Source organism: Achromobacter sp. UMC71 (assembly GCF_014170305.1).
Lineage (GTDB): Bacteria > Pseudomonadota > Gammaproteobacteria > Burkholderiales > Burkholderiaceae_B > Achromobacter.
The window spans coordinates 441,714-467,924 of the sequence record NZ_LZZT01000031.1; the positions used below are offsets into that span (position 1 = coordinate 441,714).

24 protein-coding genes are annotated in these 26,211 nt (G+C 68.9%); 15 read left to right on the top strand and 9 right to left on the bottom strand.

The annotated features are described in order from the left end of the window. The first annotated feature begins 55 nt into the window (after positions 1 to 55). The 4 genes from A9974_RS16215 (at position 56) to A9974_RS16230 (ending at position 4,141) form a co-directional block, all read left to right on the top strand. Entirely contained in the window at positions 56 to 979 is a 924-nt protein-coding gene (locus A9974_RS16215) for an ABC transporter permease (protein WP_025135729.1), read from the top strand. 5 nt (positions 980 to 984) lie between these two features. Next, a complete protein-coding gene (locus A9974_RS16220; RefSeq protein ID WP_183005175.1) occupies positions 985 to 1,851 on the top strand; it encodes an ABC transporter permease in 867 nt (288 codons plus the stop codon). A 104-nt stretch (positions 1,852 to 1,955) separates the two neighbouring features. Continuing rightward, a complete protein-coding gene (locus A9974_RS16225; protein WP_183005176.1) occupies positions 1,956 to 3,695 on the top strand; it encodes a peptidase M14 in 1,740 nt (579 codons plus the stop codon). Between the two features lie 8 nt (positions 3,696 to 3,703). Continuing rightward, on the top strand, positions 3,704 to 4,141 hold the full coding sequence (locus tag A9974_RS16230) for an acetyltransferase (RefSeq protein WP_183005177.1): 438 nt from the start codon (positions 3,704 to 3,706) through the stop codon (positions 4,139 to 4,141). Positions 4,142 to 4,313: 172 nt separating this feature from the next. Here the strand turns inward: A9974_RS16230 and A9974_RS16235 are convergent, their stop codons facing one another. The 5 genes from A9974_RS16235 to A9974_RS16255 form a co-directional block, all read right to left on the bottom strand. After that, positions 4,314 to 4,526, bottom strand: a complete 213-nt coding sequence (locus A9974_RS16235) for an oxidoreductase-like domain-containing protein (protein ID WP_370539638.1) — start codon at positions 4,524 to 4,526, stop codon at positions 4,314 to 4,316. Next, positions 4,523 to 5,116 carry a GNAT family N-acetyltransferase gene (locus A9974_RS16240; RefSeq protein ID WP_183005178.1) on the bottom strand — a complete coding sequence of 198 codons (594 nt, stop codon included), beginning with the start codon at positions 5,114 to 5,116 and terminating at the stop codon, positions 4,523 to 4,525. The genes A9974_RS16235 and A9974_RS16240 overlap by 4 nt, the downstream gene beginning before the upstream one ends. A gap of 95 nt (positions 5,117 to 5,211) precedes the next feature. Further along, positions 5,212 to 6,801, bottom strand: a complete 1,590-nt coding sequence (locus A9974_RS16245) for a lytic murein transglycosylase (RefSeq protein ID WP_183005179.1) — start codon at positions 6,799 to 6,801, stop codon at positions 5,212 to 5,214. A 145-nt stretch (positions 6,802 to 6,946) separates the two neighbouring features. After that, the gene (locus A9974_RS16250; protein ID WP_255468184.1) at positions 6,947 to 8,335 is read right to left on the bottom strand and encodes an MATE family efflux transporter; all 1,389 of its coding nucleotides are present in this window, start codon (positions 8,333 to 8,335) and stop codon (positions 6,947 to 6,949) included. A gap of 10 nt (positions 8,336 to 8,345) precedes the next feature. Continuing rightward, positions 8,346 to 9,095 carry a hypothetical protein gene (locus tag A9974_RS16255; protein WP_255468185.1) on the bottom strand — a complete coding sequence of 250 codons (750 nt, stop codon included), beginning with the start codon at positions 9,093 to 9,095 and terminating at the stop codon, positions 8,346 to 8,348. Between the two features lie 97 nt (positions 9,096 to 9,192). Here A9974_RS16255 and A9974_RS16260 point away from each other — a divergent pair, with 97 nt between their 5' ends. The 4 genes from A9974_RS16260 to A9974_RS16275 all read left to right on the top strand — a co-directional run bounded on the left by A9974_RS16260 (position 9,193) and on the right by A9974_RS16275 (position 13,519). After that, positions 9,193 to 10,140, top strand: coding sequence for a LysR family transcriptional regulator (locus A9974_RS16260; RefSeq protein WP_183005180.1), 948 nt, complete (start codon positions 9,193 to 9,195; stop codon positions 10,138 to 10,140). A gap of 8 nt (positions 10,141 to 10,148) precedes the next feature. After that, positions 10,149 to 11,099 (top strand): adenosine deaminase, encoded by a 951-nt coding sequence (locus A9974_RS16265; RefSeq protein ID WP_183005181.1) that lies wholly within the window; start codon positions 10,149 to 10,151, stop codon positions 11,097 to 11,099. Between the two features lie 142 nt (positions 11,100 to 11,241). Further along, positions 11,242 to 12,513, top strand: a complete 1,272-nt coding sequence (locus tag A9974_RS16270) for a carboxylesterase/lipase family protein (protein WP_183005182.1) — start codon at positions 11,242 to 11,244, stop codon at positions 12,511 to 12,513. A 55-nt stretch (positions 12,514 to 12,568) separates the two neighbouring features. Further along, entirely contained in the window at positions 12,569 to 13,519 is a 951-nt protein-coding gene (locus tag A9974_RS16275) for a tripartite tricarboxylate transporter substrate binding protein (protein WP_183005183.1), read from the top strand. 52 nt (positions 13,520 to 13,571) lie between these two features. Here A9974_RS16275 and A9974_RS16280 read toward each other — a convergent pair whose 3' ends face one another. Next, positions 13,572 to 14,261 carry a TetR/AcrR family transcriptional regulator gene (locus A9974_RS16280; RefSeq protein WP_255468186.1) on the bottom strand — a complete coding sequence of 230 codons (690 nt, stop codon included), beginning with the start codon at positions 14,259 to 14,261 and terminating at the stop codon, positions 13,572 to 13,574. A gap of 145 nt (positions 14,262 to 14,406) precedes the next feature. Between A9974_RS16280 and A9974_RS16285 the strand changes: the two genes are divergently transcribed. From A9974_RS16285 to A9974_RS16300, 4 genes are all read left to right on the top strand, one after another. Next, positions 14,407 to 15,900 (top strand): MFS transporter, encoded by a 1,494-nt coding sequence (locus tag A9974_RS16285; protein WP_183005185.1) that lies wholly within the window; start codon positions 14,407 to 14,409, stop codon positions 15,898 to 15,900. Positions 15,901 to 16,047: 147 nt separating this feature from the next. Next, positions 16,048 to 17,436 (top strand): amidohydrolase, encoded by a 1,389-nt coding sequence (locus A9974_RS16290; protein WP_183005186.1) that lies wholly within the window; start codon positions 16,048 to 16,050, stop codon positions 17,434 to 17,436. Positions 17,437 to 17,609: 173 nt separating this feature from the next. Beyond that, positions 17,610 to 18,587 (top strand): tripartite tricarboxylate transporter substrate binding protein, encoded by a 978-nt coding sequence (locus tag A9974_RS16295; RefSeq protein WP_183005187.1) that lies wholly within the window; start codon positions 17,610 to 17,612, stop codon positions 18,585 to 18,587. Further along, the gene (locus tag A9974_RS16300; RefSeq protein ID WP_183005188.1) at positions 18,584 to 19,507 is read left to right on the top strand and encodes a BMP family ABC transporter substrate-binding protein; all 924 of its coding nucleotides are present in this window, start codon (positions 18,584 to 18,586) and stop codon (positions 19,505 to 19,507) included. The genes A9974_RS16295 and A9974_RS16300 overlap by 4 nt, the downstream gene beginning before the upstream one ends. Here the strand turns inward: A9974_RS16300 and A9974_RS16305 are convergent. Beyond that, positions 19,459 to 19,974: a GNAT family N-acetyltransferase gene (locus tag A9974_RS16305; protein WP_183005189.1), complete on the bottom strand. Its 516-nt coding sequence runs from the start codon at positions 19,972 to 19,974 to the stop codon at positions 19,459 to 19,461. The genes A9974_RS16300 and A9974_RS16305 overlap by 49 nt on opposite strands. A gap of 120 nt (positions 19,975 to 20,094) precedes the next feature. Between A9974_RS16305 and A9974_RS16310 the strand changes: the two genes are divergently transcribed. After that, complete coding sequence (locus A9974_RS16310; RefSeq protein ID WP_255468200.1) at positions 20,095 to 20,955, top strand: aspartate dehydrogenase; 861 nt, start codon at positions 20,095 to 20,097, stop codon at positions 20,953 to 20,955. Between the two features lie 66 nt (positions 20,956 to 21,021). On the opposite strand, the gene A9974_RS16315 is transcribed toward A9974_RS16310, so the two are convergent. Together A9974_RS16315 and A9974_RS16320 are read right to left on the bottom strand one after the other, a co-directional pair. Beyond that, complete coding sequence (locus A9974_RS16315; RefSeq protein WP_183005191.1) at positions 21,022 to 22,854, bottom strand: ABC transporter ATP-binding protein/permease; 1,833 nt, start codon at positions 22,852 to 22,854, stop codon at positions 21,022 to 21,024. 184 nt (positions 22,855 to 23,038) lie between these two features. Beyond that, positions 23,039 to 23,926, bottom strand: a complete 888-nt coding sequence (locus A9974_RS16320) for a LysR family transcriptional regulator (protein ID WP_183005192.1) — start codon at positions 23,924 to 23,926, stop codon at positions 23,039 to 23,041. 127 nt (positions 23,927 to 24,053) lie between these two features. On the opposite strand from A9974_RS16320, the gene A9974_RS16325 reads away from it, so the two are divergent. After that, the gene (locus A9974_RS16325; RefSeq protein WP_183005193.1) at positions 24,054 to 24,890 is read left to right on the top strand and encodes an amidohydrolase; all 837 of its coding nucleotides are present in this window, start codon (positions 24,054 to 24,056) and stop codon (positions 24,888 to 24,890) included. Beyond that, positions 24,887 to 25,876 (top strand): tripartite tricarboxylate transporter substrate binding protein, encoded by a 990-nt coding sequence (locus tag A9974_RS16330; protein WP_183005194.1) that lies wholly within the window; start codon positions 24,887 to 24,889, stop codon positions 25,874 to 25,876. The genes A9974_RS16325 and A9974_RS16330 overlap by 4 nt, the downstream gene beginning before the upstream one ends. The last annotated feature ends 335 nt before the right edge of the window (positions 25,877 to 26,211 follow it).

Genomic DNA, 26,211 nt, shown 5'->3' on the forward strand with positions numbered 1-26,211 from the left:
CTGTTGAAGCATTAACCCTACTGACCCACCCCGGTGAAAACCGGGGTGGCGCCTCATGACCGGATTTCTGATTAAACGCGTGTTGCAGGCGGTCTTCGTGATCGTGGCCGTGACGCTGCTTGTTTCCTATGCCGTGCGCCTGACCGGCGACCCCGCGCTGATGCTCAGCCAGGGTTCGGGCAGCGTCACCGAGCAGGACCTGGCCAATATCCGCCAGGCGCTGGGCCTGAACCGCCCGTTCCACGTGCAATACCTGAGCTACATGCAGGGCCTGCTGCATGGCGATTTTGGCCGCAGCTTCATGGGCGGCACGCCGGTCGCCAAGCTGATCGGCGACGCCCTGCCCGCCACGCTGATGCTGGCCTTCACGTCGTTGATCGCGTCGATCCTGATTTCGCTGCCGCTGGGCATCCAGGCCGCCATCAAGCGCGGCAAGGCCACCGACCAGACCATCCGCATCCTGTCGCTGGTGGGCTTGTCGTTTCCGAACTTCTGGCTAGCGCTGATGCTGGTGCTGCTGCTGTCGATCACCTTCCCGCTGCTGCCGCCATCGGGCTGGAGCGGTCCGGCCAGCCTGGTGCTGCCGTCGCTGACGATGGCCATCATCCTGTCGGCCACCAATATCCGGCTGGTGCGCACCACCATGCTGGAAACGCTGTCCGCGCAGTACATCATGGTGGCGCGCAGCAAGGGCCTGAAGGAACGCGTGGTGCTGTACAAGCACGCGCTGCGCAACTGCGCCATTCCGCTCATCACCTACCTGGGCCTGCAGTTCGGCGGCCTGATCGGCGGCATCGTCGTCATCGAGATGGTGTTCAACTGGCCCGGGCTGGGCACGCTGGCGTTCGACGCCATTTCCGGCCGCGACTACCCGGTGCTGCAAGGCACAGTCACCGTGCTGGCCGCCGTCATTGTCCTGGTCAACCTGATCGTCGATATCGCCTACGGCATCGTCGACCCCCGTATCCGCACGCGGTAAGCCCTATGCAGACCACCACTCCCACCGCCGCCCCCGCCGCGCCCAAGCCGCGCAGCCGCTACCGTTCGCTGGAATTCGTGCTGGGCGCCGCGCTCACCGGCATCATGATTCTGCTGGTGCTGACCTCGGGCTGGCTGTTTCCCGATGGCGGCGAAGCCATGGATCTGGCCGCCCGCCTGACCGCCCCGTTCACCACGGCCGCCCACCCCTTCGGCACCGACCCGCTGGGCCGGGACGTGCTGGCCCGCGTAATCGTGGGCGGCAAGATCTCGCTGATGGTGGGCTTCATCTCGGTGCTGGGCGGCGCCCTGCTGGGCATCGTCATGGGCCTGATCGCCGGCTACTACCGCGGCTTCTGGGACATGATCGTGATGCGCTTTGCCGACGTGCAGCTGGCGCTGCCGTTCATCCTGGTGGCGATCACCTTCATCGCCATCCTGGGCGGCGGACTGTTCAACGTCATTTTCTTCATGATCATTTCGCAGTGGGTGCAGTATGCGCGCCTGGTGCGGGCGCAGGTGCTGGCGCTGCGTGAACGCGAATTCGTGCTGGCCGCGCGTGCCTTCGGGGTGCGCGATCTGGCCATGATCCGCCACCACATCGTGCCCAACCTGCTGGGTCCGCTGGTTATCCTGATGACGCTGAACGTGGCCAACAATATCCTGCTGGAAAGCAGCCTGACCTTCCTGGGCCTGGGCGTGGACCCCATGATTCCGAGCTGGGGCGGTATGCTGGCCGATGGCCGCACCTACATGCAGACGGCGTGGTGGGTCAGCGTGTTTCCGGGGCTGGCGATCATGTTGACGGTGCTGGGCTTGAATCTGTTGGGCGACTGGCTGCGCGACCGTCTCGACCCCACCGGAAAAGTGTAGGCCCCTACGGTGTAGGCCCCCACGCCGCACCCGCTGCGCGGGCTTGCTGCCCCCCAAGGGGGCGGCCCTGCGGCGGGGCTAAGCACATTTGAGGATTGATGACGATGGTTTTGCTGGAAAAAACATTCGACCGCACGCTGGACGTGTGGGTACATGCCTACAAGGCGCCGGCCTGGCGCGGCGCCACGGTCGAGGGCTGGCTGTTCGAGGGCGTGGATGCGCGCCGCGAGGCCGAGGCGCGGCTGGCGCAAGCCGGCGTCACCGCGCGCTTTCGCAGCGCCTACAAGCCGCTGGTGCACTACTTCCTGGAAGACGTGCAACGTGACGGCCTGGTGTCGGTCGACCTGCGCTATCCGCTACATGAACACGCCCAGGCCAAGCGTTTCACGCTGGAAGCCTATCCGCTGACCGCGCTGCTGCCCGGCGTGCGCGTCGCGATGCACGCCGGCGGAGCGGACCTGCACTACGACGTGGTGCTGACCTACGCCGACGGCAGCCGCCGCGAAGACCGCGTGTACGCCCCCAACCAGCTCGGCCAGGCGCAGGACGGCACGCCCGAATTGTCGCCCACCGGCTGGCTGCGCGTGCGCGACGCCGACGGCGCGATCCAGACCGATGCGGCGCATGCCACCGAGTACCAGCTGGCCTTCCGCGGCATCGTGGACGCGGTGCGCAACCACGCCTGGGGTGCACACGAACCCTACTTCGACCGCCTGGAAATCCGTGTCGACCTGCCGGGCATGGACTTCGCCCTGCCGGTGGACGAAGAGATCGTCAGCACCTTCGAAGCGCTGCACGAAGACCTGTATTTCTCGCTGCTTGAACACTTCCAGCAGCACTCGGGCCGCCCGTCCGGCGACCGCGGCCTGCAGCCCGGCCAGATCATTCCCGACATCCGCCGCCACGACGGCGCGGCGCGCGTCTCGGTCACGCTGGAGCCCTTCGTCGCGCCGGCGGTGGTCGCGCCCGCGCCGCTGGCCGGCCCGCTGGCCGAGCTGCGCGAGCCGCTGCCCGCCCCGCAGATCGCCGGCTGTGTCGCCGCGCTAGGCGGCGACGCCTTCCAGGCCGTGTCGCGCCAGGGCCGTCCGGTGCTGGGCACGTACCTGCGCGGCCCCGGCCCCGCGGTATTCATTTCGGGCGCGCAGCACGCCAACGAAACCTCTGGCGTCGTGGGCGCCCTGCGCGCCGCGCAGGCGCTCAAGGCCCGCGGCGACGCGCACTTCGCGCTGATCGCCTCGGAAAACCCCGACGGCTATGCGCTATTCAACCGCCTGCGCGAACAGCACCCGCGCCACATGCTGCACGCCTCGCGCTACAGCGCGCTGGGCGACGATATCGCCTACCGCGAACACGCGCCGTTCTTCGAGCGCGACGGCCGCCACCAGGCCCATGCCATCAGCGGCGCGCAATTGCACATCAACCTGCATGGCTACCCGGCGCACGAATGGACCCGTCCCCTGTCGGGCTACCTGCCGCGTCATTTCGAGTTGTGGACGATTCCCAAGGGCTTCTTCCTGGTGCTGCGCCACCACCCTGGCTGGAGCGAACGCGCCCGCCGCCTGATCGAAGGCGTGACGGCGCGGCTGGCCCGCAAGGTGCCCGGCCTGGTGGAATTCAACGCCCGCCAACTTGAACTATTCCACGCCCATGCGCTCGAAACCGGATTCGATGTGCTGAACGGCATCCCCGTGCAGGTCACGGAGACCGACCGGGAAGAACTGCCGATGGCGTTGATTTCCGAGTTTCCGGATGAAACCGTCTACGGGGACCGCTTCGTTTTCGCGCATACTGTGCAAATGGAAACCGTCTTGGCGGCCACTGACATTTACCGATCGGGCTTGTAGCGCTTGTCATGAACATCCGAGAACGCAACCACGGCGACGACCTCGCCCTGGTGGATATCTGGCTCCGTTCGGTGCGCGCCACCCACACGTTCCTGAGCGAAAAGGAAATCCAGGCCATGTACCCGCAGGTGCTCAACACCTACCTGCCGTCGGTACGCGTCTGGGTCTGTGAGGACGACGCCGGCGAGGTCGCCGGCTTCATGGGCCTGAACGGCAACAAGGTCGAAATGCTGTTCGTCGACGCCAACAAGCGCGGCAAGGGCGCCGGGCGCCGTCTGCTGAATTTCGCGCTGTCCCTGCACGGCAGCCTGCAGGTCGACGTGAACGAGCAGAACCCGCAAGCCCACGGCTTCTACAAGCACTACGGCTTCCAGGACGTGGGACGGTCGGAAACCGACGCGGCCGGCCAGCCGCGGCCGATCATCCACATGAAACTGGCGGGCTGACCCGCCTGGCGGCCGCGCCAACGTGCCCGGGCGCCGGACGGCCAGGCTGCCAGCCGCCGGAGCGCCGGAGCGCCGGAGCGCCGGAGCGCCGGCCGCCGGATCGCCGGCCGCCGGATCGCCGGCCGCCCAATCTTCCACCCTCGCAGGGGGGGCAGCTTGCCGATGCCCTTGCCTACTTCGTTTCGCCGTGCCGCGCGCGCCACGCCTTGAGCGCGTCGCGGTATTCGTCCATCGCTTCGTTATAGGTGTCGTAAACGCACGGGATGCAGCCACTATTGCAGCATTCCTCGGGCGCGGGCGCCTCGGGTGGAACGGGCGGCGGATCGTCGGCGGCGGCGGGCGGGGTATCGCGGGTCGTCATGGCAACATTGAACACGGCATTCATACCGCCATGTTAGCGCCGCCGCGGATCTGCCCGGGGACTTGGCCGGCGGCCGAGGCCAGCGCCAGCCATTGCTCGCGCCGGATTTCGTAGCGCAGCTTGCAGGCCTCGCCTTCGCCCGTGGTTTCGATCCAGCGCAGGCCGCACTTCTGCATGACCCGCAACGACGCGGCGTTGGCCTGCACGGCCACCGCGCTCAAGGCCTGCACTGGCAGGCGCTCGAAGCCCAGCGCCAGCAATACCCGCGTGATCTCCGAGGCGTAGCCCCGGCCCCAACAGGCGGCCTGGAAGGCGTAGGCGATCTCGACCCGTTCCACCTTGCCCGACACCGCCAGCTTGAGCCCGGCGCGGCCCGCTAGGGCGCCGCTGTCGCGTTCGGTCAGCACATACATGCCGTAGCCCTGCTCGGCCCAGTGCAGCAGGTTGTGCTGCACGTAGCGCCGGCTGGACGCGGCATCGCGCGTGCCGCCCATAGTGGCCATCAGGGCGGCATCGGCGTGCATGGCGGTGATGAAAGGCAGGTGGGTCTGCGACATGCGCTCGGCGCGCAGGCGCGTGGTGACGAAGGATTCAGGCAGCAAGGCGGACGGCATGGAAGCGGGCGGCAGACGAAGACAGACAATGCCTTCATCATACCGGCCCCGCCCCCCTTGCGGCCATCCGCCGAAACGGCGAATCCGCAGCCCGCTTACGACCCCGGCCTGGCCTTGACGTTGCCGGCCGGCTTGGCGCTGAGCGCGTCGTAGATGCGCTTGCCAACGCGGCCGTCCTGCGGCAGGTTGCGCTTTTCTTGTTCGGCGCGGACCGCGTCGCGGGTCTTGGCGCCGGGGATGCCGTCGGCGATGCCGATGTCGTAGCCCAGGCCCGAGAGCATTTCCTGCACCTGCTTGATCTGGGCGCGCGACAGGCCCGGGTCGTCGGTGGGCCAGGCGGTCGCCAGCGCCGGGCCGCCTTGCAGGCGGTTCAGCAGCAGCGACACTGCCAAGCCGTAGCGGCGCGACTGGTTGTAGTGCAGGATCGCGTCGAAATTGACGGTGGCCAGGAAGATCGGGCCCGTGGCGCCGGTGGGCGCGAACAGATAGGCCTGCTCCTCGTTGCCCGAGGCCAGCTTGAGCGCCGCGCCGTTGCCCTGCTTGAGGCCTGCCTGGGCCCACTGGGCGATGCTGCGGCGGTCTTGCGAACCGACATATTCTGCATCCGGCGCGGGCGGAATGGCCGCGGCCACGTCGGCCGGCACCCGCACTTCGACCACGGCGGGCAGGCCGTGAGTCCATTTGGCGCGGCGCTTGCGCAGGTGGTTGGCGGTAGACGCCAAGGCGTCCGGCAGCGAGTTGTACAGGTCGATCTTGCCGTCGCCGTCGCCATCCGCGGCCAGCTCGTAGAACGAGGTGGGGATGAACTGCGTCATGCCGAAGGCGCCGCTCCAGGAACCGACGAAATTGTCGGCCGACACGATGCCGTCGCGCAGCAGGCGCACCGAGGCGTAGGCGTTCTTTTCCCACAGCGGCTTGTTCTCGGTGCAGGCGCGGGTCAACCAGGCGTTGAGCACGTCGGTCTTGCCGATCTGGCGGCCGTAGTTGGTTTCGATGCCGAAGATGGCGACCAGCGTGGCCGGGTCCACCTGGTATTGCTGGCTGATGGCGCCCAGCTGCTTGCCATACTTGGCCAGCACGGCGCGGCCGTCGTTGACGCGTTCGTCATCGACCGTCTTGGCGATGTAGTCCCACCAGCTTTCGCGGCCTTCGGGCTGGCCCTGGGCAGACGCGACGGTGGTGGGCAGCAGCTTGGCGTTGGCCGTGTACTTGTCCCAGTCGGCCACCGTCAGGCCGTTGGCCGTGGCGCCCTTGCGCAGCTTGGCGATGCAGGCCTTGGTGTCCAGTTCGGTCGGGATGATGACCTTGGGCGAGGTGGCCGAGGCGGCCGGCGCCGGGGCGGCGGCGGGCGCTGGCGCAGGTGCGGCGGCAGGGGCTGGCGAAGGTGCAGCAGCGGGCGCAGGCGCATGGACGTTGGTCGGTGGCGCGGCCAGCGACGGATCGGGCTCGACTGCGGGGGCAGGCGCCGCGGGAGCGGCGGTCGCAGCCGGCGTCGAGGGATCGTCGAAGCTGCGCTTGGGCGTCAGTACCGGCGCGGGCGCCGGCTGTGCCGCGGGACTGCGCGAACCGGTGGCGGAAGACGGCCCTTCGGCCTGGGCAATGCCCACGGTGGCCACGCTCAGCGCGGCGGCCACTACGGCGCGGGCAAAGGGATCGATTCGGGCGCGAAGAAGACGCTGTCGCATGGCAATCCTGAAAATTCGAAGTCAGCCCGGATCGTACCGCGACCGGCCGCCGAAATCGAACGGGGCGGACCCACTTATCCCACTTCAAGCGGCCCGCCTTGACCGGTTCCCCCCAGACGCCGCCATTGTGGGCAGCGGGCAGCGGCTACGCGGTCTGACCTGCCGGCCGCGCCAAGCCGGCAGGCGGGCGACGCAGCACGTGCAGGCAAAGCGTCATCGCCAGCAAGGAAAACAGCCCAAAGCCCAGGGTCTGCCCCAGCAGCACACCCTCCGGCCCGCCGTAGCGCGCGCCCAGCCACACGAAGGGCAGCGTGCCAACTGTGGCGCGCAGCCAGCCGATGGCGGTCGCGTAGGTGGCGTGGCCGAGGTTGTTGAAGACCGCGATGGACACGAAAAAGAAGCTGTTGACCGCCCAGGCGAAGCTGCCATAGCGACAGAAGAACAGCACTAGTTCGCGGCCCTCTCCAGACACCTTGAACAGGTCAGCGATCCAGGGCCCCAGCAACGCCAGCAGCAGCGCCGCGCCGAATCCATACGCCAGGGCCCCCCCGGCCGTCAGGCGCACGGTGCGGCGGACCCGGTCCCAGTGCCCTGCGCCCAGGTTCTGGCCCAGGATCGGGCCGATGGCGCCCGGCAGCACGAAGAACATCGAATACGCCAGCTGCAGCACCCGGTCCACCACAGTGGCGCCGGCCATGACGCTGGGGCCGAAGCTTGCATAGGTGGAAGCGGTGAAGATGACCGCGGCGGGCGTGGCCAGCGCACTCAGCCCGGCCGGCAAGGCGATGCGGCCCACTGCGGCCAGTTCGGCCCCCAGCCGCGCGCGCTCGGGCCTCGCCACCAGGCGGTGCTTGCCGAATACCAGCCAGCCGCCCAGCGCCAGCGTCGCCGCGCGCCCGATGCCCCCAGCCCAGGCTACGCCGACCATGCCGCCGTCCAGCACAAAGATCACCAGCGGATCCAGCACCGCCACGGTGGCGGTGCCGGCCAGCAGCACCCACATGGATTGGCGGCCATGCCCGGCCGCGCGCAGCAGATTGGACAGCATCATGCCCAGGCCCATGACGGTGGCGAACGGCGCCGTGATGGCGACGTAGGACAACACCAACGCCCGCACGTCCGGCGCCAGGCCTATCGCCTGGGTGAACGGGCCGATGGCCGCCAGGTACAGGGCAGCCGAGACCGCCATCGCCAATGCCATGAGCACCAACGACGCCGCCGCCATGCGACGGGCCTCGCGCGCATCGCCAGCGCCCAAGGCACGCGATACCCGCGCCACCCCGCCCACCGTGACGCCCATGGCGACGGAAATGACGGTGAACAGGGTCATGGAACCGAAACCCACTGCTGCCAGCACGGCTTCGTCGCGTAGGGTGCCCAGGTAAAGCAGGGTCAGAAATTCCACGCCGAACACAGCCAGCATGCTGGTCCAACCGGTCAGCACCATTTCGAGCACGTGGCCGCGTAGCGGGCCGGACACGAAACGGGCGAGAACGGTCGACGGGGATGCGGTCGGGGCGCCAGCGATGCTCAAGCCGCGCCCGCTACTTCGCGGCCGCCGGCGCAAACCAATATTGCGCCTGCGAGGTGTCTGACGAATACCAGGGCAGCAGACCGATGCTGTGCGACTCGCGCTGCACGCTGACGAGCAGCCCGCCCGCTTGCGGGCGCAACACGGCCACGTAGCGGTACACACCCATGGATTCGTACTGGTGCCAGTCGCGGCGCGCCGTCACCCAGAAGCGGCCCTGGGTGCATCCGGTGTACCGGACGACGCCGAAAGACGGCGGTTGCGCGGGATCAACCGGATCCGGGTCCACGGCGCCATCGCGCTGCCCCAGCCACGCCGCGCTGCCGCCGCCCTTGCCGTCGTCGGCCTGGATGCGCCAGCCGCCCGTCGCGGCGTTGAATGTCACGGTGGCGTTGGCCGTGGGCTGCCATTGACGCTCGGCGGTGTCGCGCAGGCCGGGCAGCGTCAGCGTGTTGGCCAGAAAGCGTTGCAGATCGTCCAACCCGTCCACCGGGGCGTCGCCGGCACGCCGCTCGCCGGCCGCGCGGTAGGTGCCGGCCAGGTCCGGGCACTGCGCCGGGTCCGACGGCAGCACCAGCGGCGCGCCCTGCTTGAAATCGGGCCAGGTCACCCGCAGCTCGTCCACGGTGGACACCCCGCAGGCCGACAGGCCGGCCAGCGCCACGGCGCCCGCGGCCAGGCGGATGGCGCGCGCCAAAGCCCTGCCCGTCGCCGCATTCTTGAACGCCGCGGCAGGCAGTGTCTCCGTTTTTATTGCCATCATGTCGAGTCCCATGGCGTCGAACTATACCGAAACCCCGCGTTGCCAAGGCCGCGGCGGCGGAGAATAATCGGCGGATGCCAGCCGCCCCCCGCCCGTCATGACGCCTTTCAAAGGAAAACTCCGCACCCGGCACCTGGAGATCGTGCTGACGGTCGCCGAACTGGGCAACCTGTCCAAGGCGGCCACGCAGCTGCACAGCACGCAGTCCGGGCTGTCGCGCGCCATCGCCGAGATCGAGGAGCTGGTGGGCGCCCGGCTGTTTGAACGCACGGCGCGCGGCACCAGCTGCACGCCGCTGGGCGAGGCCATGTGCCGCCATGCACGGCAGCTGCTGACGGGTTTTCGCAAAGCCGAAATCGACCTGGCCGCGCTGTCCCGCGGCGACGAAGGCAGCCTGACGGTGGGCTGTTTTTCCATGTTCGCCGGCTGGCCGGTGGCCCAGGCGGCCACGCGCTTTCGCCAGGACTATCCGCGCATCACGCTGACACTGGAGATCGGCACCCACGAACGCCTGATCGAAGACCTGGACGCGGGCGCGCTGGACGTGCTGATCAGCCGCTTCTCGTCCACCGTCAATCCGCAGGTCTACCGCTCGGCCACCTTGCTGGAAGACCCCGTCGTGCTGGTCTGCGGCCCCGCGCATCCGCTGGCCGGGCGGCGCGACGCGCCGCTGGCGGAATGCGTGACCTATCCGTGGATCACCGCCCTGCCCGGCAGCCGCATCCGCGGCGAGCTGGAAATGCTGCTGCACCAGGAAGGCCTGCCGATTCCGGATATGATCGGCGCCCTGTCGCTGGAATTCGGCCGCGAGATGCTCATGACCGGACACTATCTGTGGATGCTGCCCGGCAGCGTTGCGGCGGTGCGCGAGGCGCGCGGTGAAGTGATCGTGCTGACGGCCCGGCCGGCCTTGCGCAAATCGCCGCTGGCGGCCATCTGGCGCCGCGACCGGCCCAGCACCCGCCAGGCCCGGGCCTTCGCGGACACGGTGGCCCAGGCCATCACCGGCCAGTCCATCCACCCAGCGCGAGTTAACACTGATTAGGAGCACCCATGTACGACTGGCTCAACGCTCTGCCCAAGGCGGAACTGCACCTGCACCTGGAGGGGTCGCTGGAACCCGAGCTGCTGTTCCGGCTGGCCCGCCGCAATGGCGTAACGCTGCCGTGGGCGGATATCGATGCCCTGCGCGGCGCCTACAACTACGGCAACCTGCAGGAATTCCTGGACCTGTACTACCTGGGCGCCGACGTGCTGCGTACCGAGCAGGACTTCTACGACCTGACCTGGGACTACCTGGTCAAGTGCCACGAGCAGAACGTGGTGCACACCGAACCGTTCTTTGATCCGCAGACGCACACCGACCGCGGCGTGCCGTTCGCGGCGGTGCTGGGCGGCATCAGCCAGGCGCTGGAAGACGGCCGCAAGAAGCTGGGTATCAGCAGCGGCCTGATCCTCAGCTTCCTGCGCCACCTGCCCGAAGAAGCCGCCATGCGCACGCTGGAAGAAGCGCTGCCCTACCGCGACGCCTTCATCGCCGTGGGCCTGGACAGCAGCGAAATGGGCTTTCCGCCGCGGCTGTTCCAGCGCGTCTTCGACCGCGCGCGCGCCGAAGGCCTGCCGGCGGTGGCGCACGCAGGCGAGGAAGGCCCGCCCGAGTACATCTGGGAAGCGCTGGACCTGCTGAAGGTGCTGCGCATCGACCACGGCGTGCGCGCCGCGGAAGACCCGCGCCTGATGGCCCGCCTGATCGACGAGCAGATCCCGCTGACTGTCTGCCCGCTGTCCAACACCCGCCTGCGCGTGTTCGATCACATGTCCCAGCACAACATCCTGTCGCTGCTGGACGCCGGCGTGAAGGTCACGGTCAATTCCGACGATCCGGCCTACTTCGGCGGCTACGTGACGGAAAACTTCTACGCGCTGTACGAGCATCTGGGCATGAGCCAGGCTCAGGCGCAGGCCCTGGCCGACAACAGCATGGATGCGCGCATCCTGAAGTAGCCCCCGGTCCGCCAGGTATGCGGGTTGCGCATGGCCCGGTTCGAAACCGGCATGGCACCCGCGCCCCGTTCGTCCCTACCATAGTCCGATGACAGCGGCGCCCGCAGGCGCCGCGCAGACGACAACGACAAGGGGCAACACCATGACCGATACTGTCCAGGCCCGGCTGCGCGCCGGCTTGCTGACTGGCTTGCGCGAGGACGGCGTCTGCCGCTACAGCGCCATCCCGTATGCCGCGCCACCGCTGGGTCCGCTGCGATTCGCGCCGCCCCAGCCGGCCGCGCCCTGGCAGGGCCCGCTGGACGCCACCCGCCCCGGCCCCGTCGCCCCGCAACTGCCTTCGCGCCTGCGCGGCGCCATGGGCGACTTCAGCGCCCCGCAATCCGAAGACTGCCTGCACCTGACGGTATGGACGCCCGCCGCCGACGCGCGCCGCCGGCCCGTCGTGGTGTGGCTGCACGGCGGCGCCTGGCAAAGCGGCGGCGGCGCGTTGGACTGGTACGACGGTGCCCGCCTGGCCGCCCAGGGCGACCTGGTGGTGGTCGCGGTGAACTACCGGCTGGCCGCACTGGGCTGGCTGTATGTGCCCGGCCAGACCGCCAACGCCGGCCTGCTGGACCAGGAGGCCGCGATCGATTGGGTGATGGACAACATCCTGGACCTGGGCGGCGACCCCGAGCGCGTTACGTTGATGGGCCAGTCCGCCGGCGCGTCGTCGATTTGCGCCATGCTGGCGCGGCGGCCGCGCTTTGCCCGCGCCATCCTGCAAAGCGCCGCGTTGGGGCGGGGTTGGCGCAGCGCGGCCCAAGCCGAGACGCTGGGCCGCGTGTTCCTGGAGGCCGCGGGCGCGGCCACGCTGGACGAGGCCCGCGCCCTGCCGCCAGAGCGCTTGCTGACCGCGCAGCAGGCGCCCCAGGTCAGCGCCGCCTTACAGGCCGAAGGCAGCCGCCGCAGCCTGTTCGCCCCCGTATTGGACGGCCAGGTGCTGCCCGCCGACATCGCGCCGGCCTTGCGCCAGGCCACCGGCCGCGCCGACGTGCTGGTCGCCTACACCCGCGACGAAATGGCCGCGTTTCCCGGCAACGGCACCGGCCCCGACAGCCAGGCCGCCAGCGAAGCCGTGTTCGGCGCGGCGTCCCGGCAGTGGGCCGAGGATGCCGCCGCGCAGGGCCGGCAGGCGTGGCTGGCGCGCTTTGACGTCGGGCCGGCCGAAGCCTTCAAGGCTTGCCACTGCATCGAACTGCCCTTCGTGTTCGGCACGCTGGACGCGTTTGCCGGCGCGCCCATGCTGCAAGGCCTGCCGCCCGCGCAGGCCCGCCGCCTGACCGATGCCACGCAACGCGCCTGGATCGCCTTCATCCGGGGCGAGGCGCCCGACTGGCCCGCGGCCCCGCATCTGCAATTGCTGGCATGACGCACGCCGGCCGGGCGCACGCCATATAGAACACACATACACAAGGGGAATACCCATGTTCAAGCATCTCGCCTTCGCGCTTGCGCTGCTGCTGCCCGCGGCCGCCAACGCGGCCTATCCGGACAAGCCGGTCAAGATCATCGTGTCCAACCCGCCTGGCGGCCCGGTCGACGTCATGCTGCGCGTGCTGGCCAGCAAACTGTCGGTGGCCTGGGGCCAGGCCGTGGTGGTGGAAAACAAGCCGGGCGCCTCCGGCATCATCAGCACCGGCGCGCTGGTCAAGTCCGCGCCGGACGGCTACACGCTCGGCATGGTGGTGGCCTCGTCGGTGACCATCGTGCCCTTCGCGGTAGACAGCCTGCCGTTCGATCCGCAGAAAGACCTGCAACCCGTGGCGCTCGTGGCGCGCACGCCGTTCATCTTCATCGTGCCCGCCGACAGCCCGATCAAGACCTGGCAGGATTTCGTGCGCGACAGCAAGACGCGCAATCTGACCGTCGGCTCGTTTTCGATCGGCACCGCGTTCCATCTGGTGTGGGAGCAGACCGCGCGGCGCGCCGGTATCAAGGCGCTGTACATCCCGTCGTCGTCGTCCGGCAAGACGCAGAACGACCTGATCGGCGGCCAGTTGGACGTGGGGCTGGATGCGCCATCCAGCTCTAAAGGCCTGATCGACAGCGGCCGCCTGCGCGCGCTGGCAATCACCAGCCCCGAGCGCTTCGCCGGCCTGCCCGACACGCCCACCCTGCGCGAATCGGGCATGGGCGACTACGCGCCGCAACCCTGGATCGGCCTGATGGCCCCGGCCGGCGTACCCGCCGACCGTATCGCGCGGATCCAGCAATCGGTGTCGGACATTCTGAAAGACCCCGCCATGAAAGCGCAGATGCAGACGCTGGGCATGATTCCCATCGGCGGCAGTGCGCAGGAACTGGCCGATACCATCGCCGCGGACCGCGCCGAGATGGGGCCATTGATCAAGGCGCTGGGGATCAAGCTGAACTGACGGCGAACCTGCGGCGCTAGCCCGGGCCGGCCACCGCCGGCTCGCCGCGGGATCAGGCCGGCGCGCCGACCAGCCGCAGGAACATCGCGGACAACTGCGCCGACAACGTGCCGGCATCGCTGGCGCCGCGCGCGATGCAATCGTCTACCGCGCCGTGCATGCCGTGATACAGCAAGATCGCCAACAAGGCGGGGTTGTCCAGCCGCCAGCAACCGGCGTCGGCGCCCTGCCGCAACATGGCTTCGGCCTGTGCCAGCACGGCTACCCGTTCATCCACGCCGCGGTGCGGATGATGGGTGTCGTGGAACACCACGTCGTGCAGCGCGTAGCCGTCGAAATAGGCCTGCACGCCGGCCCGCGTCCAGGCGCGCAGCCGCGCCACGCCATCGTCCGGCGGACAGGCCGCCATGGCCTGGTCGATCTGGTCCAGGAAGCCCTGCGAGAATTTGGCGCGCAGGGCGGCCAGCACATCGGCCTTGGACGAGAAGTAGTGGTAGAACGTGCCTTTGGCCACGCCGGCCTGCGCGACGATGCCGTCGATGGTGGTGGCTTCGACGCCCTGGCGCACGAACAGATCTTCGGCCGCGGCCATCAGTTCGTCCAGGCGCACCGGGGCGGGCTTGGTGCGCGGCGTGGCGGGCGGAACGACCCTTGCCGCGCCGGCGGATGTGGCGCCTTTGGCGGCTGTGGCGACCTTGGCGGTTTTTGCGACCTTGGCGGCTTTGGCGGGAACTGTGGCCATCGCTTGCGGCAATCCTTTCATTTTCAACGATCTCCAGTGTAGAGGAGCCGTCCCCCAATGGATGTCGAGAATGATTCTCTTATTTATTGACCGACGGTCAGTCGGTTATTAGAATACGGCTTTCCTTCCCTTTCCGGCCATCCGTATGACCCCTAGCCGCCGCCGTGCCCTGGTGCTTGCCGTCAACCTGGGCAGCTTCATCACCATCCTGGACATCAGCATCGTCAACGTGGCGCTGCCCACCATGCAGGCCGCGCTACGCATCGACATGGCCGGCCTGCAATGGGTGGTGGACGCCTACGCCCTGTTCCTGTCGGCCTTCATGCTGTCGGCAGGCCCCCTGGGCGACCGCTACGGCCGCAAGCGCTCGTGGCTGGCCGGCGTGCTGCTGTTCACCGTGGGCTCGGCGCTCTGCGGCCTGGCCGACAACCTGCCGATGCTGCTGGTCGGCCGCGCCGTGCAGGGCGTGGCCGGCGCGCTGTTGATACCGGGCGCGCTGTCGCTGTTGACGCAGGCCTTCCCCGACGCCCGCGAGCGGGCCCAAGCCATCGGCGTATGGGCCTCGTGCAATGCCATTTCGCTGATCGTGGGGCCCATGCTGGGCGGCGTGCTGGTGGCGCACTTCAGCTGGCAGAGCATCTTCCTGATCAACCTGCCGGTGGGCGCGCTGGCGATCGGGCTGGGCCTGTGGAGCATCCAGGAAAGCGCGCATCCCGAGCACGCCGCATTCGACCCCATCGGGCAGGCGCTCAGCGTGGTGTGGCTGGGCGCGCTGACCTACGGCCTGATCGCGGCCGGCGAGCATGGCTGGCAAGCGCGCGAGGCCGTGGCGGCGCTGACCGTGGCCGCCGTGGGGCTGATCGGCTTCCTGTGGGTCGAACGCACGGTGGCGCGTCCCATCCTGCCGTTGGGGCTGTTCCGCGACGCGGGCTTCGCGGTCACCAACTTCGCCTCGTTCGTGCTGGGCTTCGGCGGCTACAGCAGCCTGTTCTTTTTCTCGCTGTATCTGCAACACGTGCAGGGCTTGTCGCCCCTGGCCGCGGGCGGGCAACTGGCGCCGCAGTTCGTGGCGGCCGGATTGATGTCGACCGTCTTCGGCCGCTTGAATGTCCGCTTCGGCCTGCCGCGATTGATGATCGCCGGCTACGGACTGATCGGCGCGGCCATGCTGGGCATGATGCGCTTTGAAGCCCACACGCCCTTTGCCGTCTCGGGTGCGCTGATGGTGGTGCTGGGCCTGGGCATGGGGCTGGCGGTACCGTCGACCAGCATGGCCGTCATGGCAACGGTGCCGCGCGAACGCTCCGGCATGGCGTCGGCCACCATGAACGCGCTGCGTCAGACCGGCATGACCATCGGCATCGCGCTGCTCGGCGCGCTGATGAGCGCACGCGCGGTCGACACCTTGACCGCGGCGCTCGCGCGGCTGGGCCAGGACGATGCGGCCGCGGTAGCGCGCGCCGCCATCACGCAGCATGTGCTGCCCGCGCAACCGCAGGTCGTGGCAACGTTGTTCGCCGACGCACTGGCGGGCGGCTTCCATGCCGCCATGGCGGGGGCCGGCGCGCTGTCGCTGCTGGCCGCGGCGCTGCTGTTGATGGTCACACGCGGCGCGCGGCCGGTGCTGCACACGGCGTGATGTCACAGTGAATTGCAGCGCGCGAAATTCCAGCGCGCGGAATCAAACGACACGGTGTTTAAGCATCCGTAAAAAACGCGACCAGGGGCTGCCGCTCGGGTAAGATTTCCGCCCAATAACAGGTTAACAACCGAGAGGAGACAGCCCATGAAACACCGCAAAACCTTGTTCCGCCTGGCGCCCCTGGCCCTGGCCGCGCACCTGGCCCTGAGCGGCCCGGCCGCGGCGCAGAGCGCGCCCGGCACCCAAGGGCCGCTGCAGCCCGCGCCCGACGCGGCGCTGGCCGCGCAGATCGACCAGCGCGCCAAAGCCATCGAAGACAAGCTCATCGCCTGGCGCCGCGACATCCATCAACACCCCGAACTCGGCAACCAGGAAAACCGCACGTCCAAGCTGGTGGCCGACCACCTGCGCGCGTTGGGCATGGAAGTGAAGACCGGCGTGGCCGGTACCGGCGTGGTCGCGCTGCTCAAGGGCGGCAAGCCCGGCCCTGTGGTGGCCCTGCGCGCCGACATGGACGCGTTGCCGGTGAAGGAACAGGTCGATGTGCCATTCGCCTCCAAGGCCAAGGGCACCTACCTGGGCAAGGAAGTGGACGTGATGCACGCCTGCGGCCACGATGCCCACACCGCCATCCTGATGGCTACCGCCGAAGTGCTGGCCGGCATGAAGGACCAGTTGCCCGGCAGCGTCAAATTCATTTTCCAGCCCGCCGAGGAAAGCCCGGCCGACTTCGAGCCGGACGGCAAGAAGATCTGGGGCGCCAAGATGATGGTGCAGGAAGGCGTGCTGGAAAATCCCAAGGTCGATGCGATCTTCGGCCTGCACGTATCCAGCAGCTACCCGGTGGGCAAGCTGTCATGGCGCAGCGGCCCGGCGATGGCGGCGGCCGACCAGTTCTGGATTGACGTCACCGGCAAGCAGACCCACGGCGCGCGTCCCTGGTCGGGCATCGACCCGATCGTGGTCAGCTCGCAGATCATCCTGGGCCTGCAGACCATTCCCAGCCGCCAGATCAACAGCATGCTGGAGCCGGCCGTCATCACCGTGGGCGCGATCCACGGCGGCAACCGCATGAACATCGTGCCGGACAATGTCGCCATGACGGGCACCATCCGCACGTATGACGAAGGCATGAAGAAAGACATCCACCAGCGCATCGAACGCACGGCCGCGATGATCGCGCAAAGCGCGGGCGCCAAGGCCGACGTGCGAGTGGTCGAGCTCTACAACGCCACCGTCAACAACCCCGCCCTGACCGAGGAAATGGGCCCGACCCTGCGGCGCGTGGCCGGCGAAGGCAACTATGGCCTGCAACCCAAATCGACCGCGTCGGAAGACTTTTCCTTCTATCAGGAAAAAGTGCCGGGCATGTTCTTCTACCTGGGCGTGACGCCCAAGGGCACCGACCCGGAAACCGCCGCGCCCAACCACTCGCCGCGCTTCTATGTAGACGAATCGGGCCTGATCAACGGCGTGCGCGCGTTGTCGAACCTGACCGTCGACTACATGGCCCGCGCCAAGAAGGGCAGCTAAGGCCTGCGGGCCTGCCTGCCGCGGCAGGCCCGCAACGCGCACGTCCAAGGCGTGCGTTCCCGCCCGCCCGCGCCTGGCGCGCGGCGGGCATAAGCAAACCGCCATAAAGTCTTTGTGGGACGCCGCACGGTTTCCTACAGTACGGCCCTTTGCCGCCAAAGAGCCGTACCGCCATGCCGATCTCCCGACGCCGACTCCTGCTTGCCAGCGCGCTGGTATTGCCGCTTGCGCGGCCCCGCGCCGCGCGCGCCGCCGCGTGGCCCGAACGCCCCATCCGGCTGGTGGTGACCTTTCCGCCGGGCGGCGCCAGCGACATCGCCGCGCGCCTCCTCGCGCCCAGCCTGGCCGAGCTGCTGGGCCAGCCCATCGTGATCGAGAACCGTCCGGGCGCCGGCTCCACGCTGGGTGCCGCGCAAGTGGCGCAGGCCCCGGCCGACGGCTACACGCTGCTGATGTCGAATTCGGCGCCCCTGTCGATCTCGCCCGCGCTGATGCCGCAGCACAGCTACGACCCGCTGACCAGCTTTCGCCACGTCGCCTACATCGGCGCGGTGCCGACCGCCTTCGTGGTGCATCCATCGGTGCCCGCCGAGACCTTCGCGCAACTGACCGACTGGATCAAGGCGCAGCGCGAGCCCGTGCAGTACGGCAGCGGCGGCCTGGCATCCGTGGGGCAAATCGTGGGCGAGCTGTATGCGCACCAGACCGGCGCGCCGCTGCAGCACATCCCGTACAAGGGCTCGGGCGCCATGCGCAACGACCTGCTGGGCGGACAGATCCGCTTCGCGGTGGATGCGCTGCCGCAGAACCTGCCATTCCTGCGCACCGGCCAGTTGCGGCTGCTGGCGGTCACCACGCAGCAACGCGTGCCGCAGGCGCCCGCGATTCCCGCAGTGGGCGAACTGGGCTATCCGGGCCTGGTGGCCGAGAACTTCATCGGCTTGTCGGCGCCGGCCGGCCTGCCCGACGCCATCAGCCAGTCATTGCACGCCGCGCTGACGCAGGTGCTGCAAACGCCCGATCTGCGCGCCAAGCTGGAGGGCCAGGGTTTCGTGCTGGCGGAAAAAACACCCAGCGAATTCACCGACTTCGTGCGCCGCCAGGCCGATGCCTGGGGGCCGGTGGTGCGGGCAACGGGAGCCAGTCTGTGAGCGCGCGCCGGCTGCTGGTGCTGTTCGGCCACCCGGGCCGCGGCGGCTTCAACGAGGCCGCCATCGACGGCGCCGCGCGCGCCGCCCGGGCAGGCCATGCCTTGCAGTTGGAATGGATCGCGGACAACGATCCGGATGCGCGCGCCGCGCGCCTGGCGACGCTGTGCGCCGCGGGTCCCGATCTGGTCATCGTGCATGGCGGCCAGGGCGACGTGCCGGTGGCCCAGGTGGCGCCGCGCTTTGCACCCACGCAATTCGCCATCACCCAGGGCAGCCATCACGCCGCCAACGTAGCCTCGTATGAAATCCTGCAGGAACACAGCGCCTTCCTGGCCGGCGTGCTGGCGGGCCTGCGCGGCGGCGCCGCGCACCTGTCGGGCGAACGCGTGCGGCCCGGGCTGAAGGGCCGCGCGGCCTACGCCGACGGCGTGCGCCGGGTCCGCGGCCACGATCCGCTGACGGGCTTTTGCGGCAACCAGCACGATCCCGCGCTGGCCGGCGCCTGGACCGAGGCGCTGGCCGCTCGCGGCGCCCGCGTGGTGTTCGCGATGATGGACGGCGGCCGGGAAGGCATCACCGGCGCCTGCCGCCGCCACGGCCTGCGCCAGATCGGCAACGTGCTCGATTGGGTGGCGCGCGACCCGGCGGTGTTCCTGGCGTCGGCGCTGGCCGATTCGGGCCTGTGCGTCGAACGCGCCGCCGCCGATCACGCCGCCGGCGCCTTGCGGGTGGGCGCCGTGACGCACTTCGGCCTGGAGGCCGGCGCGTCGCTGCGGCTGGTGCTGGGCGCGGATGTCAGCGCCGAAGAACGCCGCATCCTGGATGACTGGTCGGCCCGCCTGGTGCGCGGCGAGGTGCAGGTCGCGACCGACTACACGGGACCGGAATTCGAGTTGGAAAGCGCAAACCCCGCGTGGTAATCCACCTGCCCCTGGGCGGGCCGCGTGAACACCTGCGCCATGAAATACTCCGGCGGCACGCCGGGATAGGTCAGCGCCGACGTGGCCACGAAACCGAAGCGTTGGTAATAGGCGGGATCGCCCATCACCACGCAGCCGGCCGCGCCCCGCGCCTTCAATTGGTCCAGCCCCGCCTGGATCAAGGCCGCCCCGATGCCGCGGCCTTGCATCGCCGGCAGCACCGCCACCGGCCCCAGGCCGTACCAATCGGTTGAACCGTCGCTGATGGTGACCGGCGAGAACGCGATGTGGCCCACGGCGCGGCCATCCTCGCGCGCCACCAGCGACAGCGTCAGCGCCCCGGCCGCGCGCAACGCATTGGTGATGCCGCCCTCGGTCTGCTGGCTGTGCGGATGGTCGCGGAAGGCTTCCTGGGTCAACGCAAAGATGGCGTCGATGTCGGCGGGGGTTTCGGCGGAAATGCGCATGGCCCGGCTCCTTGCAATGGATCGCGTGATGCAAGGCGTAAGTTTACGCGGCGCATCATTGACGCCCGCCCGCCCCCTCGCTAAAGTGACCGCCGACCCCCTGGCTGGGCGGCGCGCCGCCTGCAAGCCGAGCCTTCGACTCCCGCGGTTCGCCGCGACTTTCATCCGGAATTCTCCATGAACAGCTACCGCGTCGGCATCGCCGGCTTCGGCGCCATCGGCCAGGCCGTGGCGCAATCCCTGGACGCCGGCCTGCCCGGTTTGACCCTGGCCGCCGTGGCCGTGCGCGACCCGAAGGCCGCGCCCGCCGTGACGTGGCAGCAAGCCGCCCCCGCCTTCACCACCATCGGCGAACTGGCCGAGCACTGCGACGTGGTGGTGGAATGCGCGCCCGCCGCGGTGTTTCGTGAACTGGCCGAACCGGTGCTCAAGGCCGGCAAGAAGCTGGTGGTGCTGAGCTCGGGCGCGCTGCTGCGCCACGACGACCTGATCGAACTGGCGCGCCGCCACCATGGCCAGATCCTGGTGCCGTCCGGCGCCATCCTGGGCCTGGACGCCATCACGGCCGCCGCCGAAGGCGTCATCCACTCGGTCACCATGATCACCCGCAAGCCCGTGCGCGGCCTGCTGGGCGCGCCGTACCTGGTCGACAACAATATCGACATCGCCGACATCACCGAGCCGCGCCTGATCTTCCGCGGCTCGCCGCGCGAAGCCGCGGTGGGCTTCCCGGCCAACCTGAACGTCGCGGTCAGTGTGTCGCTGGCCGGTATCGGACCGGACCGCACCACGCTCGAAATCTGGGCCGATCCGTCGCTGGAACGCAATATCCACCGCGTCGAAGTGACGTCCGACTCGGCCTCGTTCTCGATGGAAATCCAGAACATCCCGTCGGCCAACCCCAAGACCGGCCGCATCACCGCGCAAAGCGTGATCGCGGTGCTGCGCAAGCTGACGGGGCCGCTGCGCGTGGGCACCTGAACGGGCTGGCGTGGCGCTGGCGGGCTACCCGCCGCCCCGCTCGCCCCCCGCTGACCAGGCGAAAGCCTAAGCCGCTACCCGCGCCAGCGCCGCGTCACCCGCGCTGCCCAGCGCCCCCGTCGTCCAGCCGCCCGCTCCATCCAGCGCCAAGCGGTGCGTATGGAACGGGTCGAGCGTGCTGCGGTGCCCGACGCTGACCAGCATGCAGTCCGGCAGTTCCTGGCGCAGCAGGCTGTACAGCATGTGCTCCAGGCCTTCGTCGGTGGCCGAGGTGGCTTCGTCCAGGAACACGATCGCCGGCCGGTTGAACAGCACGCGGGCGAACGCCACGCGTTGCTGCTCGCCGATGGACAGGATGCGCGACCAGTCGGCTGCTTCATCCAGGCGGCCGGTCAGGTGCCCCAGATTCACTTGCCGCAGCGCGAGGGCCAGGCGCGCGTCGTCTTGCGGTTGCGCGTGGCCTGGATACGCCACGGCATCGCGCAGCGCGCCCAGCGGCAGATAGGGCCGTTGCGACAGGAACAGCGCGGCCGCGCCCTGCGGCCGTTTGACGGTGCCCTGCGCGTACGGCCACAGTCCGGCCAATGCGCGCAGCAAGGTGGTCTTGCCGCTGCCCGACGGGCCCTTGATCAGCAAGGCCTGGCCCGGCCGCAGCGACAGGTTCAATTGCCGTAGCAGGGCTTGGCCATCGGGCCGCGACACGTCCAGATCGAAGATATCCAGCCCGTCGGGCAACGGCAGCGGCGCGATGGCCGGCAGCTCGCGCGCCGCGGCGTTGGCGTCCAGAAAGCCGGCCAACCGGTTCAACGTGGCGCGGTACTGCGCGAACGAATCGTAGGAAGTCCGGAAGAACGACAGCGAATCCTGCACCTGCCCGAACGCCTGCGCGGTCTGCATGACGTCGCCCAGCTTGATGGCGCCGCTGAAGAAGCGCTGCGCCTGCAAGAGAAAGGGAAACACCACCGCGATCTGGCTCACAGTCAGGTTGAAGCCATCGAACTTCAAGCCCCGGTACACGCGTGCCCACAAGTTGGCGATATAGGCCGAGAACCGCGTCCACAGCGTGGCGCGCTCGACTTCTTCGCCTTGGTAGAAGGCCACGTTCTCGGCGTTCTCGCGCAAGCGCAGCAAGGCGTAGCGGAAGTTGGCGGTGAGCCGCTCGGACAGGAAGTTCAGCAGGATCAACGGCCGGCCGATCTTGAAGGCGAACAGCGTGGCGACGATGACGTACAGGTAGACCATGAACACCATCGCGCGCGGAATCTCGACGCCCGCGATACCCAGCGGCCCCGACAGATTCCACAGGATCCCCGTGAACGCCACCAGCGACACCATGGCGCTCAAGGCGCCAATGGCCAGGCTGCGCGAACCGGTGACGAACATCGCGATGTCCTGCTCGATGCGCTGGTCGGGGTTGTCTACCGGCTCGCCGACGAAGTGGCCGCGGTAGTAGGCGCGCGCGCCCAGCCAGTCGCGGGTCAGGCGGTCGTTGAGCCAGACGCGCCAGTGGATGTCGAAGGCCTGGCCGGCATAGCTGTCCACCAGCGTGCGCACCACGTGCACACTGGCCAGCACCGAGAAAATACCCAGGAAGCGCCAGAACGCAGTCGGGTCCAGCGCCTGCAACGCACTGTAGAAGCCGTTGTACCAAAAGGAAAACAGCACGGTCATGCGGACCGAGAACATCGCCAGGAACAGCAGCGCGGCCAGGGTCAGCAGCGGTTTCCAGCTACGCCGCGGCGTCAGGTAGGGCCAGGCCAGGCGCCAGAATTTGCGCCCCCAATCGGTCCAGCGCGACAGCGCCAGCGAGACAAGCGCCAACGCGACGGCGGTGATGCCGAACGCGCGCGCCAGCCAGAGCGCACTTTCCCACAGCTGCTGCTGCCAGTTCAGATCCATGACATGCCCCTCTAGCGTCGTTTTTGGTTAGAACGGTCCAGGGGGGCTAGTTCCGGCGAAAACGCGGTCTTAAGCGTGGCTTAAGCGTACGCCGGCGTAACTGAAGGGCGAGTGAAAGGCGGCGCGGGATAGGCGCAAGAAGGGGGGGCATCCAGCGGCGGCAATGGTTGCCGGACCGCCGCGGTCAGCCTTCGCCCAGATCCAGGTTGGCGAACATGTCCGCCAGCGTCGGGACCGAGCGCGCCGGCCAGATGGCGCTCAGGTCGAAGCTGGGCAGGCGCTCGCCGTCGCGCACTTCACAAAAACGCACGCCGCGAAAATCCATGGACCGGATCCAGCTGGGCAACAGCGCCACGCCGCAGCCGCCGGCCACGCAAGCCAGCACCGTCAGCGTGCGGTTGGCTTCCTGGTTGACGTGCGCGTCGTGCCCGCCCTTGCGCATGGCATCCAGGATGTCGGCATAGAAAGCGGGCAACTGCGACTGCGGATACATCACCAGGCCGGCCTGGGCGATCTGCGCCATCGACACCTGGCCGTCGGCCGCGACCTCGAATTCGTCCGGCACCGCCGCCACCAGCCGGTCGCGCAGCAGCTGCCGTTCACGCATGCGGCCGCCCACCGCCACCGGGGTATGCATCAGGCCGATGTCGATCTCGCCCGTCTGCAGGGCCTCGGCCTGCTCCGCGTTGCTCATTTCGCGCAAGATCACGCGCACGCCGGGCGCCTGGCGCCGCATTTCGCGCAGTGCGCGCGGCAAAGTGTTGAACAGCGCCGACGAAACCAGCCCCACGGTCAGCTGCCCCGCGCTGCCGCGGCCGATTTCCCGGGCGCGGCGCGCGGCGGCGTCAATGCGCGCCACGCTGGCGCGCACGTCTTCCAGGATGGCGGCGGCGGCCGGCGTAGGGGTGGTGCCCTGGCGCGAGCGGTCGAACAGGCGTACGCCCAGGTCTTTTTCCATGCGGCCCAGGGCCTGGCTGAGCGCGGGCTGGGCGATGCCCAGCCATTCGGACGCGCGGCTGACGCTGCCGTGGTCCACCACGGCCAGGAAATAGCGCAGGTGCCGGGTTTCCATATCAATTCAATATAAATAAAGCGTTTTTCCAGAATGGAAAACTATACCTGACGTCCCTACAATCCCGCCTTACAAAACCTTACAGAAGCGTGCGGGCAAAGGCTCCGCACCAGCCCAGGAGACTGTCTTGCCCCCGTCCGCGACCGGCCCCGCCGTCGACACCCACGCCCACGTATTCCGGCAAGGCCTGGCGCTGGCGGGCACGCGCCGCCACACGCCCGACTACGACGCCACGCTGGCCGAGTACCTGGCCCTGCTGGACAGCCACGGGCTGACGCAAGGCGTGCTGGTGCAACCCAGCTTCCTGGGCACCGACAACAGCTTCCTGGTTGACGCGCTGCGCGCCCAGCCCGAGCGGCTGCGCGGCGTGGCGGTGGTGGACCCGGCCATCACGGACGGCGAGCTGCACGCCTTGGCCGCGGCCGGCGTGGTCGGCGTGCGCCTGAACCTGATCGGCCTGCCCCTGCCCGACGTGCAGGCGCCCGCCTGGCGCCACCTGCTGGACCGCGTCAACGCGCTGGGCTGGCACGTCGAAATCCACGTGCAGGCCGCGCGCCTGGCCGATATCATGCCGGCGCTGCTGCAGGCGGGCTGCCGCGTGGTGGTGGATCACTTCGGCCGGCCCGACCCGGCGCTGGGCGTGTCCGACCCGGGCTTTGCCTATCTGCTGGGGCAGGCGGACAGCGGCCGCGTCTGGGTCAAGCTGTCGGCCCCCTACCGCAATTGGGCCGCGCCCGCCTGTGGCGCGTCGGGCCGCGTGGCCACGCAGCAATTGCTGCAGGCCTACACGCCCGCCCGCCTTATGTGGGGCAGCGACTGGCCCCACACCGAGCATCGCCACCTGGCGTCCTACCCTGCGGCGACGCAGTGGCTGGACGACTGGATCGACGACCCCGCGCAGCGGCGCGCCGTCCTAGCCGACACGCCGTTGCAGCTGTTCCAATTTTCAGGAGACCCCCAATGACCCCTCTGTTCAAACGCCTCGCCCGCCGCGGCAGCCTGCTGGCCGCCGCCGGATTGCTGGCCGGCGCTGCCGGCGCGGCGGCTGCCGCCTATCCCGAGCGCGCCGTCACGCTGGTCGTGACCTACCCGCCCGGCGGCACGGTGGACGTGGTGGCCCGCCTGATCGGCCCCAAGCTGGCGGCCGAACTGGGTCAGCCGGTGGTGATTGAAAACCGCGGCGGCGCCGGCGGCATGATCGGCGGCGCGGTCGTGGCCAAGGCCCAGCCCGACGGCTACACGCTGATGCTGGACGCGTCCAACCATGCCCAGAATCCCGCCCTGCATCCCAAGATGCAGTTCGACACCCTGACCGCCTTCGCCCCGGTGTCGTTGCTGCTGCGCGTGCCCAACGTGCTGGTCGTGACGCCATCGTACGAGGTCAAGACGGTGGCCGACCTGATCAAGCTGGGCCAGCCCGGCGCCAAGGAACACGTCTACTTCGCCTCGGCCGGCCCCGGCTCGGCGCAGCACCTGGCCGGTGAACTGTTCAACCTGCTGGCCAAGACCCAGCTGCAGCACGTGGCCTACAAGGGCGGCGGCCCGGCCATGATCGACGTCATGTCCGGCCAGGTGCCGGTGATGTTCGCCAGCATGGGCTCGGCCTGGCAGCACGTGAAGAACGGCAAACTGCGCGCCGTGGCCGTGGGCGGTTCGCAACGTTCAAAGACTGCACCCGACCTGCCCACCATCGCCGAATCCGGCGTGCCCGGCTATGAATCCTACGAATGGAACGCCGTGTTCGCGCCCGCCGGCACGCCGCCCGAGATCGTCAACCAGGTCTCGCAAGCGCTGGCCAAGGTGCTGAAGGACCCGCAGATCGCCGAACAGCTCGAAGGCATCGGCGCCGAGACCATCGGCTCCACGCCCGCCGAGCTGGACACTTTCCGCCGCGCGGAAATCGAAAAATGGCAGCGCGTGGTCAAGGAAGCGGGCCTGAAGCTGGATTGAAGACCGACGGACCGCCCGCGGCGCGGCATCCCGGAGATGCCTGGCGCGTGCGCGGACGGTCCACAACCGGATTGCCGGTCTTGGGGCGCCCTTCGGGGCGCCCGTTTTTTTGCTGTTCTTTTTGCTTTTACCCGGGCCCCCGATGCATTAACAAGACCGGCAATCCGGTTGTGGACCGTCCGCGCACGCGCCAGGCATCTCCGGGATGCCGCGCCGCGGGCGGTCCGTCGGTCTTCAATCCAGCTTCAGGCCCGCTTCCTTGACCACGCGCTGCCATTTTTCGATTTCCGCGCGGCGGAAAGTGTCCAGCTCGGCGGGCGTGGAGCCGATGGTCT